The 13,641-nt window shown below is 40.9% G+C and carries 8 protein-coding genes; all 8 read right to left on the bottom strand.

Annotated features, from left to right (window positions below):
• Nucleotides 1-214: 214 nt before the first annotated feature.
• Nucleotides 215-1,666 carry a family 43 glycosylhydrolase gene (locus RDS42_RS06340; protein ID WP_308782898.1) on the bottom strand — a complete coding sequence of 484 codons (1,452 nt, stop codon included), beginning with the start codon at nucleotides 1,664-1,666 and terminating at the stop codon, nucleotides 215-217.
• A gap of 134 nt (nucleotides 1,667-1,800) precedes the next feature.
• A complete protein-coding gene (locus RDS42_RS06335; RefSeq protein ID WP_308782897.1) occupies nucleotides 1,801-3,099 on the bottom strand; it encodes a hypothetical protein in 1,299 nt (432 codons plus the stop codon).
• Between the two features lie 4 nt (nucleotides 3,100-3,103).
• Nucleotides 3,104-4,468 carry an MBOAT family O-acyltransferase gene (locus tag RDS42_RS06330; RefSeq protein WP_308782896.1) on the bottom strand — a complete coding sequence of 455 codons (1,365 nt, stop codon included), beginning with the start codon at nucleotides 4,466-4,468 and terminating at the stop codon, nucleotides 3,104-3,106.
• Entirely contained in the window at nucleotides 4,465-6,273 is a 1,809-nt protein-coding gene (locus RDS42_RS06325) for a leucine-rich repeat protein (RefSeq protein ID WP_308782895.1), read from the bottom strand. The genes RDS42_RS06330 and RDS42_RS06325 overlap by 4 nt, the downstream gene beginning before the upstream one ends.
• A gap of 77 nt (nucleotides 6,274-6,350) precedes the next feature.
• The gene (locus RDS42_RS06320; RefSeq protein ID WP_308782894.1) at nucleotides 6,351-7,814 is read right to left on the bottom strand and encodes an MFS transporter; all 1,464 of its coding nucleotides are present in this window, start codon (nucleotides 7,812-7,814) and stop codon (nucleotides 6,351-6,353) included.
• A gap of 4 nt (nucleotides 7,815-7,818) precedes the next feature.
• Nucleotides 7,819-8,250: a hypothetical protein gene (locus RDS42_RS06315; protein WP_308782893.1), complete on the bottom strand. Its 432-nt coding sequence runs from the start codon at nucleotides 8,248-8,250 to the stop codon at nucleotides 7,819-7,821.
• 21 nt (nucleotides 8,251-8,271) lie between these two features.
• Nucleotides 8,272-11,340 (bottom strand): glycoside hydrolase family 3 C-terminal domain-containing protein, encoded by a 3,069-nt coding sequence (locus RDS42_RS06310; RefSeq protein WP_308782892.1) that lies wholly within the window; start codon nucleotides 11,338-11,340, stop codon nucleotides 8,272-8,274.
• 166 nt (nucleotides 11,341-11,506) lie between these two features.
• Nucleotides 11,507-13,641 (bottom strand): glycoside hydrolase family 2 TIM barrel-domain containing protein (locus tag RDS42_RS06305; protein ID WP_308782891.1); only part of this gene is annotated, 2,135 nt, incomplete at its 5' end.

The raw sequence follows: 13,641 nt of genomic DNA, 5'->3' as shown, positions 1-13,641 counted from the left end.
TAATTTGTAATAATGTCTTCTCCGTCCTGAAATTCTTTTATAATAAATTTATATTTGTTTTCTTTTTCGTATCGAAGCAGACATTTTTTTAATATTTCTCTGTCATGTTCATTGTCTTCTACCACAGCAATGCGGACCATATTCTTCACCTCTTAACGCAACACAGTTATACGTTAAGTATAGCAAGAAACTATTCCGGAAACAACCAGAAATACTATTTCAATTCAAAGGAGATAAAGTCAAAACTTCCCCTTCCGGTGAATTTAAAAAACAGTGGCTGCCGTCCTGCCCGCGCCTTCATAGGTGCATGAAAAGACTGCAGTTTTCTGGAAGAAGCAACAGGAATTTCCGCTACCGGTGTCCCATACTCCTCTGTCCTAACCTGCAGAACACCTTCTGCTTTTCCCCTTATAGCAACACTGATCTCTTTTGTACTGGTAAGATCAAAATATTTAAATCCGGCAACTGCGCCATCACACATATTGGCAATATACTGATCCTCTCCGCCTTCCCGGTCACCGCCATCCTGAGTAAAATAAGGATATCCTTTTTTCGGATGTTTGATCATACTGAGAAATCTGGTTCCTTTTTTTCCATAAAGATTACAAGCAATATAGGAAGGATAAGTTCCCTGTCCGCTCAGAGGTTCTCCATTCAATCCACAAGAGGTCATTTCTGCCTGATAAAATTTTCCGTTCTCAAATCGAATTTCCTCTGCTGCCGCCTGTCTGGAAGACTGTTTCCGATTGCTGTGTCTATGATAAAAAATATAATACTTTCCATTAATCTCTATCAGACTTCCATGTGTATTTCCTGTGTAATTCTTTGCATTTTTTACATCTGTGATTCCCGGAAGACCAATGTCTCCATTACTTACCAGAATTCCTCCAAACTGAAAACCTCCGGTAGGATTATCACTGACTGCATAACAAAGCTCATGGCTTTTTTTCGTACTGTAGATAAAATAGTAGATTCCATTAAACTTACGCATGGAGCTTGCTTCCAGAAAAGCGTGTCCCTCATAAGGAGTTCCCGGCGCCTCTTTATCTCCTGCTATTCCTATATAGCCAGGTCCATTAAGCACTGTCAGCATATCTGACGGATCCAGTTCGAAACACATAGGTCCATGCTCTGTAGGTTTTGATCCGTCCAGAAGAATAGGATTTCCTTCCAATGCAAATCCTGTGTACAGATACAGTCTTCCATCATCATCCATAAAAATACCCGGGTCAAACTGAAAAGGTTCCCCTTTCTTTCCAATAGGAACTCCGTCACTGTATTTCACATAACCATAAAATTCGTATTTCCCTGCCGGCTTGTCACAGACTGCAACTGAAATCATTTTTGTTCCACCCATAAAATAATACAGGTAAAATTTTCCATCTGGTCCCTGAACCATATCCGGAGCTGCAAGTCCGTTGGTGAGGCGGATACGCGGAGCTGCAGGATCCTGCTCTCTTTTATAAATACAGCCTTCATATTTCCAATTTCCAAGATCATCCACCGGAGCCGACCAGCACACATAGTCTCCCAGGCAGAAATTCAGCCCGTTGAACAGGTCATGAGAACCATACACGTAAACCCGGTCCCCTACCACATGCGGTTCTGCATCAGGAACATACTCCCAGCTTGGCATATAAGGATTAAATGCCTGTTTTGTTTTCATATTTATTTTCCACCTTTCTTATCTCCTCTTTATCACTCATTATAGCATCTCCCGGCTGCATCCATCTTTTTATACGTAAAATGTACATTTATCAACGTGAATGACTTTATCAAAAAATTTATATCCGCAAAAGTTCAGGGATGTTCTGTCTCCTGTATCCTGTCTGCATAAACAGACCAGGAATAATTTAATCTGTATCGGTCTGCCGCTTCTTCCGGGACAAAAATCTGTGCATCCGTACCATCCAGAAGATGCTGTCCCACCATACATGCCGATGGGTCTTTCTGCTGCATGATGATCCTTTTTAACATTTTGCAGTTTTCAAAAGAATAATCCTGAATTCTTGTAATTTCTTTTGGGATCACAATTTCTTCCTGATCTTGATATTCATAAGAATTTTCTTTTGTCCATATCTGTTTTTTCATCTCCGGATCCCGGCTCCTGTTCTCAGGTTTTTCAGGAATATCCGTTTTTACCGAAGAGGAATCTCCCAGCATTGCTTTAATGTCCCTTACAGCCTGTACAGTATTTACTGTTTTGCCACTGGAATTCAGATGAAAATTTGTATCAAAAAACCATTCCTCATCCATGATGCTGTTATGAGGATTTCCTATGACAGGAAATTCCAGTGCCTCCTGTAAATATCTGTAATACTTATCTGCATTTTCTTCATTCACTACCGCTGATCTGTTACACGGACAGAAACGATACCAGATCCTGGCTCCTTTTTTTTCTATTTTTTCCGCATAAGAATTCAGATAACAGATAAATTCTTCCTGGATGACTTCCTTTGTAAATGTCACTGGATGATCCGGGTCAAATCCTTCCGGCATTACATTTCCCGAACAGATTTCATCTTTGATATCGCCATATTCATTAAAGGACTTCCGGCAGTAAACAGAATCTGCTTCCGGTTTTTTTCCACCTATAACATAATTCAGTTTTTCCAGCGCAAAACCCGGAAATGTTCCAAGCATCTGTTCCAGGCTGTTTCTCTTTAATCCTTTCAGCATATAAAAAGCGCCGTCTGCCGCCTGCCACATATAAGTTCCGTTGAAATAACAAGAAAGAGTCTGAGGGTCCTGTTCCGGAGAAACAATCACAATATCTCCCTTTCGAATAAGATCCTCAGAAAGATCCAATACTGCCCGGATACCAAGACCTGCATACATACCAAAATTCACTGTCCGGTACTCTTTCAGCAAATTTTCTGTCAGCTCACAATCATATCCAAAGGCTGTTCCGCTGCCTCCGATAAAAATAATTCTTTTTCCCTCCGTCTGCACCAGACGTTCATACTTATATTTCAGCTCTCCCATAAAAGTGTCTCCAAACTGTTCTGGAAGCGCATACCCGCAGATCAGGAAAAAAATCTGTTCTGCCAAAAACACAGCACATGCTATAAAAATAATAATCCCTGTTGTCTTCTTCATATTTTTAAAACCTGAAATAAATAAATGTATTTCCAGTACCCTCCGCCATATCTGCCAGCCATAAAAATTCAATGGCAGTCATCATACAGATGATCACAATCGCACCTGCAGCCAGATGCAATGGTTTCTTTATTTTTTCTCTGATATCATCCGGTATATGTTCTGTCAGCCCAAAAGAAAGAAGAATCAGAAAAATCTTCAGAACTTCCTTTCCTCCCACTATCTGAAAGCTGTCACAGACTGCCGTGATTCCTCCTGTAAATGGTTCGGAAATAATCCTGCTTATCATTGCCAGCGCTGAGCCAATATCCGGAGATCGGAAAAAAATCCAGGCTGCACAGACCAGCAGCATCGTAAAAGCCCAGGAAGCTGTTTTTCTAAATACTCCTGTTTCTTTTACAGGAGTATATTTTCGATATAAAGTATATCCCACCAGAAAGCTGCCATGGAGAAATCCCCAGACCACATAGTTCCAGGATGCCCCATGCCAGAATCCACTTAGGCCAAACACGATTCCTATATTGATACACTGCCTGAGAAGCCCTTTTTTGCTTCCTCCCAGGGGAATGTATACATAATCTGTAAACCATTTTGTCAGACTTATATGCCAGCGATGCCAGAATTCCTGAATGTTTCCCGCTCTATATGGATGCCGAAAATTTTCCATCAGGCTAATTCCAAACATACGTGCACTTCCTCTTGCAATATCTGTATACCCTGAAAAATCACAGTATATCTGTATGGCAAAAAAGATAGTTCCTAAAACTGCTGCAATTCCATTTACCTCTGCTGGAGCGCCGAAAATACGATCCACATAAGGCGCCATCTGGTCCGCTACCACGATTTTTTTAAAGAACCCTCTGATTATCAGCCAAAACCCTTCTGCCATATCTTCTTTTCTGAATCTCTGTATCTTTTTCAACTGTGGAAGAAGGTTTCCGCTTCGCTCTACCGGTCCTGCTACAAGCTGCGGAAAAAAACTGACAAACAAAAGATACCTGCCGAAATTTTTCTCCGCGCTCTCCTGATTTCCATATACATCCAGCACATAGGACAGAGTCTGAAATGTATAAAAAGAAATTCCTACTGGCGGAACTGTATACTTTAATCCAATCAAAAGTCCCAGACAAAACAGTAACGATATAATAACCCACTGTCTTTTTCTATGTCCATTTTGAATATTTCGTGCCGCAAAATAAGTAACTGCCGCTGTAAGAAATAATAAGATCCCTGCCCAGGAGCTTTCAGAAAAATAAAAAAAGCAGCTTACTATAAGAAGAAAGAGCCAGCGGATTTTCCCAGGAAAGATCCAGTAAAGAAACAATACTGCAGGATAAAAAAATACAAATTCCAGTGATATAAAATTCATCTTTTTTCCTCCTGCTCCAGTTGTTTTTTTATATCCATGATCACCTTTTCTGTACGAATACGCACTCCTTCTGTAGACAGATGATTATCTGTACCATACAGATAAATTCCCGAATACAGAGAGTCCTCAATTTCTGAAATAACCGGAACGATCAGGTTTTCTTTCAGATACTGATGAAGTCTTGCCCTCTCTGCTTCCGTACTTTCTTTAGAAACAGCATATTTGTTTCTGGGAGAATAAGTAAAATATACTCTGATTCCTTTATCCAAAAATTTTTTAAATTCCTGATTTGCAGGATCCAGATAAGTTTCTTTCGGAAATGCATTCACTGTGTAATGAACGGGAAGCCCATAAATAGGATCTTCTTTTCCGGAATTTGGCCGATAGAGAACGTAGTCTCCATATTCGTTATAGCTTTTTTCTGTTACCGGATTTCCGTCTTCATCAAAATCTGCGGCACTAAGCTGATAATTTTTTCGCTCCATATCTTTCCGGGTTTCCTGGTAAGAAGTATAGGCATTAAACACCTGTGAGTAATTGCGGATATCCAGTCTGGCAAATGTATCATAATTGGATTCCATCATGGCAAATACTGCGTAATCCAGCTCCTTCTGACTGCAGAATTGTCGATTTGCAGCATCAAATTCAGGAGAATCCAAAAGAATATCTCCATCCTTCATACATTCCAGTATCAGTTCCAGCTGAGGCAATGCCGGAGAATAGGCAAATACCCCCATATTTACCACTTCATACCGAGGAAATGCTTTTTTAATTTCTTCACTGTCATAACCAAATCTTGTAGATGAGCCGGAAAATAATACAATCTTTCTAGTATCTTTCAAAAACTGCAGTCTGTCATATTTATCCTGAAAAGTGTCAAAATAATTTCCACTGTAAGCAGGAAGCTGTACTGCATTAATATGTATTGTTTTTAATTTTTCACATCCTTCAAAAGCATAACCGCTGATCCTGGCAAGGTCATCTGAAAACCACAATTCTTCAAGACTGCTGTTCTGAAAAGCCTTTTTTTCAATTTCATAAATTCCCGGAGAAAGAATCACACTTTTACAGTCAGTTTCATAAAAAGACTTTTCTGCTACTGTCCGCACGGGAACACCCTCTGCTTCTGAAGGTATACATATTTTTTCTTCATTTCCGGAATATCCTGTTATCACAGCATAATTTTCCTTAATCTCATATGTGAATCTGGAGATGTCCGTCCAGGGAATCCACTGTGCATATAATACCAGATCTTTTTTCCACTGTATCCGGCTTCCAAGCCCTACCTGTGTTCCGGTTCCATCTGCTTCCGTATTCCACCCGACAAGGGTAAATCCCTCTCTGCAAAAAATATCAATTCCTCTTAAAGTATTGATTCGAAGATGTGCACCTTTATCATACTGTTTTACAAAATCCGGTCCTCCGTCTCTGCCTTTTCCTCCATTGGCATCATAACAGATTTCATACTTTCCCTTTTCTGCCAGAAAGCAGATGCTCTCCGAATATTTTACATCGTGAAGCGTCAAAATAACTGTTTCAGTATCAGATTTATCGGATAATGTAATCTCATATTTCCCCTGATAATCAGATCCTGAGCTGTAATAACCATCTTCCAGAATAATTTTGAAGGACATATCACTGCCTGTTTCTGCTGTCTGAACCGGTTCTTCCGCACAAAAACCTTCTCCTTCTTCTAAAACAATATGGCAAAGCTCTCCAGTTTCTTTTTCCTTTGTTCCACAGCCTCCCATAACCACGCAAATAAGAAAACCAAACCAGATAAAAACAAGGTTCCGGGTATTCATTTTCCCTCTCCTTTTCATAAGCAAAATACAGCAGCGGCACCTGCCTCTGCTGTATTTTAATCTGTCAACTGTACCGTTTATTTTTTTCTTGCCGCAATGGCTGCCTGCTCTTCCGGAAGCTTTTTCTCAATAGTAAAGAAAAATACCAGAATCGCACAAAGAATATAAGCAATGGTTTCCACCCAGATATAACCTGCAGAAATAGCAGTCTGTACACCTACTGTCTGGGCAGCTGTTCCAAGAGCAATATTTGCTGCCTGATCATATCCGCTGGCATTCAGAATCGCGCTGAAAATGGAGTTGCACACAGGTGTTCCTGCAACCATAATAGAACTGTAGATCGACATCGTAAGTCCGTCTGTACGAATATTTTTCTTAAATTCAATATGATCGATCACATCTGCCAGCATGGCAAGTATCATATAACAGGCCGGCGCAGATCCCAGACATTTCAGCGCCACACCAATGGCAACCGGAATAATCTGCCCGTTTCCAAGAATTGCTATGACTCCCCCTGCTGCTCCTACGATCATACCGATCATACACACAATCCTTTTTCCAAATTTATTGCAGAGGGGAACAATAAATACTGCTGACACCGCCATAGGAACTGCTCCCATGATGCTCAGAAGAGACTGTGAGGCTCCCCAGGCATCTGCATTTCCAAAAAAGGTATTATCCAGTACCCATTTGCAGAAATAAGTCATGGATCCGTTTTTCATCGCACCGCTCCACTGAAAGCCCAGGTAAAACAGCATTACGATCCACCACATTTTTTCTCCTGCAACTGCCGCAAGCTGTTCTCTTAAAGACGCCGCTTTTACCTTTTCTTCTTTTGCATCTGCACCTTCCATTTGTTCCTCAGTGACACGTTCACGGGTAAACTGAAACTGCAGAAAAATAGTAAGTGCAGAAAAAACAGCCACTGCCAGCATCGCAACAAACCACAGATGCTGGTCTTCCTTCAAAGCAAAGGATACCAGAATAGGAAATACCATGGATCCTGCTCCCATAACACCAAGTCCTGCTACATTCGTAAAGGAAGCCAGAGCTCCTCTCTGCTGACTGTTTCGTGTAGAAACAGGAATCAGGGTAGAATTTGCCGTATTGTATATCGGATAAGCTACTGCATAAAAAAGATTATATGCAATGGCGATCCATACCATTTTTGCAGTTCCTTCAAAAGGAACAATGAACATCAGTACAGATGCTACCGATAAGGTAAAGGCTGAAAGCAGTATCCAGGGTCTGGCCTTTCCTGCCATAGTTCTGGTTCTTTCGATCAGCTGTCCTACGATCAGATTCGCTGCTACGATCAAAATCGTAGAAACAAGCTGAAGTGTTGTCAAAAATGCCAGATTCAGTTTCAGTACATCTGTAAAATAATTCTGAAGGATACTTGTAAAAATACCGGAAGCAAGAAGTGCTCCAAAAGGTCCAATAAAATATCCGATCAGCATTTCCGGCATTTTTACATCATTACTTTTGATCCTGGTACCGGTCAGAGGACCGGTCCAGAAATCATTATTTTTTTTACTCATAAGATCATTCCTTTACCACTTTGAAAAAGGATGTAAAAATCACACAGATTAAAGCCACAGCGCATACGATCATTGCACGAATGGCACCGTTAAGATCTGCCATATTCTGTGTATTATTTTCAAAAGTCATAATAGACGCTGCTGCGGCAATCCTGCTTCCAATAAACTGAATAACTCCATAAGCTGTCAACACACCGCATACCGGCGGAATAATGTCAAAAACCGGTTTCGCTCCCATTTTCATGGAAAAGGCTACCATAAGTATTTCCAGTACCAGAGCAACGCCGAGGCAGATCGCTATTTTCTGATCAACACCACTATTTGAAAAATAATTTGTTTTGCAGTTTTGGATATACAGAAACAGTCCTGCTGCTGTCACAAGAATTGTGATCACACTGAAAATCAGCCCTGCCCCTGTTTTTTTCTTTTCAGTCATGTTTTTTCTCCTCCTACCAGATTACTGCTCTTTCTTTCTCAGATCCAGCAGATACAATGCAATACAAAGTACAGTAAGAACTCCAAATCCAATCTGTAATCCTGTGATCAGATTATCATACCATGTATTCAGCTTCTCAATATGTGTAGTGGTAGACAGTCCATCCATTGCATTGGAATTTGCAATTGCATAATTCTGATACAGCATTGCCTGTTTCAGATCTGTAAGAAGTTCTTCACTCTTATTTGCATTTTCAACATTCCAGTATGGCCATTTTTCTGCTACTGCTTCCAGCGTATTATCACCGGTATTACAGGTCATGGTAACACCATTATGTACTGCCATCCGTATTTTTGTATAGGTCGGATCCTGAATAAAGTCTTCTGACATAAGGCCTTTAAATCCCCATTCCTTATGAAGAATATTCAGAAGAAGTCCTGTATGTGCATTGCTTGCCACACATCCTACGCGGTTATAAGTAGTCATCATTCCAAGGGCTCCGGCCTCTTCCACACAATCCTGAGTTCCACGAAGTTCGTTTTCACGAGCTGCCTGCTCAGTCATAAATTCTGCAATACCGGTACGATTTATCTCTGTGTCATTAAATGCCAGATGTTTCGGAGCAATAATAGCGCCGTATTCCTGACCTGCCGCAATCGTTGCCGCACCCTGTCCTGCAGTAAGCACAGCATCCTCAGAATAATACTCATGGTTACGTGCGTTATAAGGAACTCTGTGAAGATTGGTTCCTACACCCCACCAGATTGTTGTGTTTGCCCAGAGAGAATAATTTCCAATTGCCTTGCCCCATTCTGCTGCAAGCTGCTTACTGAATGTCTGTCCGATCACCGTTTCATTTCCCATAACACCCATCTTATATTCACGGTTAGGATCATCTTCTGCGATCACACAGGGATCTCCTGTGGATTCATCTGCATTTGCATACTGTCCCAAAGGATAGGAATTGAATCCGTTTGGTCCGTCATTCTGAATAACTTCCGGAGAAGTAATGGATTCGATCACCTTAGTGCTGGTTCCTCCCAGAGCAGTACGGATCAGACATTCCTCAAGGGTAATCTGATCGATCAGTTTATCCCAGCGCTCATCCTCTATATCGGTAACTCCTTTCATATTGGCAAGCGTCATTCCATTGTCTGCTCCAAAAACTACAGAAGAAGGATCTCCATTTTCTGTAATATCACTATAGTCGTCACCCATAGCTCCGATCATTTCATCTGTTGCTGTCAGATCTTTATAAGTTTTCGGCCAGGTTCCTTCCCAATCGTTTCTGGTAAGGTAAGTAACCGTGTCTTCCATCCAGTAGTTTAAATCTGCATCTTCCAACTGATTCTCTACAGGGGTTCCATTTAATGTAACTGCAAAGGATTCAGAATCCTGTTTTTCCAGTTCCCAGGTCTGTACATTCTTTTTGTTTCCTTCTACAGCCTGGTCCTGTGCTGCAAGTACATTATTTACTGCTTCATGCGCACCGTTTCCTACAGTAAAGTAGTAAGTACCTTCATCCAGAATCCAGTTTCCGTCTGTTCCTGCCTCGTTGCTGCAGGTAGAATCCCAGCTTGCCATATCCTGTGCGTCTGCTGTAATAGTCACAGTTTCACTTTCTCCCGGCTCGATGATATCTGTCTTTTCATAATCCAGAAGCTGGATCGCTGCTTTTTCTACCTTATGTTTTACATCATAATCTGTATAAGGAACTGATGTATAGAACTGAACAACATCTTTTCCTGCAGTATCTCCTGTATTTTTTACTTCGACCTCAGCAGTTACCGTTCTGTCTTTAAGGTTCACTGATACATTTTTCAGTGTCTGGTCAAATGTTGTATAAGAAAGTCCATATCCAAAAGGATAGGATACTTCATTTTCATAATCCCAGTTCTTTCCTGTAGAACTTCCCACAGAAGATTCTGCGTTTCCCTGTCCTAAAACAGCATCTGCATATCTGGTTTCATAATATTTATAACCTGTATAAATGCTCTCTGCCTCTACTTCTTCTGAGTTGATGCTTAATTTGTCGTCTCCGTTTGTCCAGGAGAAATTTCCAAAATTCTGTGCCGCAGGAGAGTTGGCATTTGTCACTGCATAAGTATCGCTGAGATGTCCGGAAGGATTTGCCTCCCCGGAAAGTATGTCGGCAACACCATAAAAACCATAGCCTCCCGGAAGACCAATTTCCAGAATTGCGTCTACGCCTTCATTATTTTTGATTTCATCAATTTCCATGGCATTTGCATTGTTCAGCATAACAATTACTTTTCCGCCATTTTCTTTTTTTGCCTCCACAGCTGCACTGATCAGATCTCTTTCATCATCACTAAGCCCTAGAGGATCTGTCTGATTCAGATTCTGAGAAGGATCTACACCTTCCTCACCTGGAATGTAAGTTCCATTTTCTGTAGCGGAACGGGCAATCGTTACCAGCATTACATTGTAATCGTCCATGCTGTTCTTCCACTGACTGTCAACACTGTCCAGTTTCTCCTGGGACGGCTCCCTGCTGGAAAACACACCATCTGTTGCAGGAGCTGTAATGTGGTAATATTCAATAATATTTCCCCACATATTTACCTCTGTTTTAAACTCTGCCTCCAGACTCTTATACATAGATGCAATATCCGGATTGATTTTGAATCCCTTAGCATCTAATGCCTGTACAAAATCCACCGTATCCGCATCTGTTCCCTGATTTACATTCAGAGAACTTCCCATATCTCCGCCCTGTACCGGATAATAGCTGGAAAAGCCAAGAAGTGAAACCTTCTGTGTTTCTTCTTTCGAAAGAGGAAGCGCACTGTTTTCATTCTTCAAAAGAACGGTTCCTTCTTCGCTCATTCTTTCTCCCAGATCTTCAATAGAATCCAAAAGTTCTGTTGTACTGGAGTAATCAGAATCATAGGTATATAAATCCTCATCTCCTGTATTATCTGTTACCATTGCGCTGCTCTTGGTTCCAAGAAACTTGTCAATATCTGTACGATAGCTGTCTACCAAAGGTCCTGCTGCCAGTGAAATGGTAAGCAGAGAAGCTGTGCAGGTAGTCAGACCACGCCAGAGATTTCTTCTTTTTCCCATGTTTTTTCTCCTTTCTTTCCCTGAGTATGTACTTTCCCCTTCACAAATGCCGTTACTTTCATCTAATCTTATAAAGGGTCTGCTCTGTGCTCCATACTTTTTCTGTATAACAGATCATACCATGATTCCGAAGATTTCATTTACATTTAACGTAAACTGCATATTTTTATCCGTAAATGGATTCTTTTACAGGAACCTCTGTTGTGTATGTATTTTCTTCATCTGACACAGTAACTTTTACAGTTCCGCCGGATCCTGCCCGTACTACCGCCATGGCTTCTCCATAGTAAGTATCTGTTTCCGAATCTGTATAATTTCCTTCTTTATAGGCATTGGCACTTCCAAGACCTTCCAGTTTTCCATTTTCCACTTTTACTGTAAGTCTGTGCTTTTCCATTGGTTTCCATATTCCCTGTTTATCTGTATACTGCAGCGGAATAAAAATCAGACCTTCCGGATTTATAGTTTCTGTTTCAGGCATTAATTTTAAAATCGTATCTTTTTCTGCCGTACATAATGTCTGTCTCCCGATCTCTTTTCCTGCTTGATCATAAGAAACCGCTGTCAGTTCACCGTCCCCATACACCGTTTTGAAAATCACCCGACAGGATTTCTTAGGAATTTTCTTTTTTCCTATACAAATGCCATTCAAAAACAGTTCCACAGAATGAGCTCTGGCATACACCTCTATTTTGGCATCCATCCCGGCACAGCCTCTCCAGGACCAGCTTTCCAGAGCTTTTGTAAGCTGCCAGCCTGTAATATGAAGATTTTCTTTCTGATACACAGGCCAGACTGCTATTCTTGGTCCCTTTTCCAAATCAAAAGCCACTCTGGTAAAGGCTGCTTCTGCACGAGGTTTTCCAAGCAGGTCGATCCTGCCATTCCCTCCTGTCATCTGAGTTTCCGGTCTTTCTCCATTAAAGTTATAATCGCTGTATTCTGCGCAGCCTTCTCCTACTTCTCCTATATAATCCCATCCGGCCCACACAAAATCTCCGATGATCCCGGGATTTTCTTTTGCCGCTTCATAAAAAGTATAGGCATCCTTACAAAAAGTTTCTGTTCCAAGGATCAGGCGATTTGGATATTTTTTCAGATCATGATAATATCGATTGATTCCATAATTGTATCCCGCTATATCCATATTGGCAAAAGCATCTCTCGTTTTCAGGTCGCATGGATAAAGTGTTGCTCCCCATTTCATAAAACGGTCTCCCAGCATACAGGCCAGAGTATTGTAAAATTCACTTCCCACTGTTTTTTTCTTTTTTGATGGTTTATTTTTTGACAAAGCATTTTTTTCTGTATTCTCTGCTGTTTTTTTTGCCTTTTCATCACTGTATACCCCAAATCCTATGGAACTTAAAAAGTTAAAAAAGATATTAATTCCACAGGTTACGGGACGGGTGCCATCCAGCTCATGAAGAAGCCTGGTCATCTCTGCTGTCAGGCGGATTCCTTTTTTCTGCGCTGTTTCTGATACCTCATTTCCTGTAGAATACATGATAACAGAAGGATGATTATAATCTTTTTCCACCATATCCTTCAAATCCTCCTGATACCATTTCATCACATCCCCTGCATAATCATATGCAGTTTTATGGATATACCATACGTCAACATATTCATCCATAACCAGCATTCCCAGCCTGTCGCAGGCATTGAGAAGAGCTTTTGAGCAGGGATAATGAGCAGAACGGACAGCATTGTATCCGTTTTCCTTCAGAATACGAATTTTTCTCTCCTCTGCTTCCGGAAACGCACAGGCACCAAGAAGCCCGTTATCATGATGAATACATGCACCTTTCAGTATTACTTTGTTTCCATTAATTGTCAGACCATGATTTCTGTCCCATTTCAATTCCCGGATTCCAAAATTTTCTTCTGCTATATCATCTCCAAAATGTACCTTACATGTATACAATTCCGGAGTTTCACAGTTCCAAAGTGCCGCATCCGATATTTCCATCCGAAATACAGCCTCATCCTTTTCTGCCCAGCCTGTATCTGAAAGAACAGTTTTTCCATCTTTAAAGATTTCCACATCCACAGTTCCAGGACATGATGTTTTTACACATATTTCCACAACCGCAGGAGAACTGCTTACAGTACGGATCCGGACTCCATTTACAGGAATGTACATCCTTTCTCCGATATACAGCACTACAGGACGATAGATTCCGGTTCCCGGATACCAGCGGCTGTTAGGCTGATCTGAATTTCTGGCAATAACACGAATTTTATTTTCTTCTCCATATTTCAGATATTTGCCTATATTTATATAAAAATTTGTATACC

The organism is uncultured Blautia sp. (genome assembly GCF_902497045.1).
GTDB lineage: Bacteria > Bacillota > Clostridia > Lachnospirales > Lachnospiraceae > Blautia_A.
The sequence above is the reverse complement of the archived record's forward strand: the minus strand, read 5'-3'. Positions and strand labels throughout refer to the sequence as shown.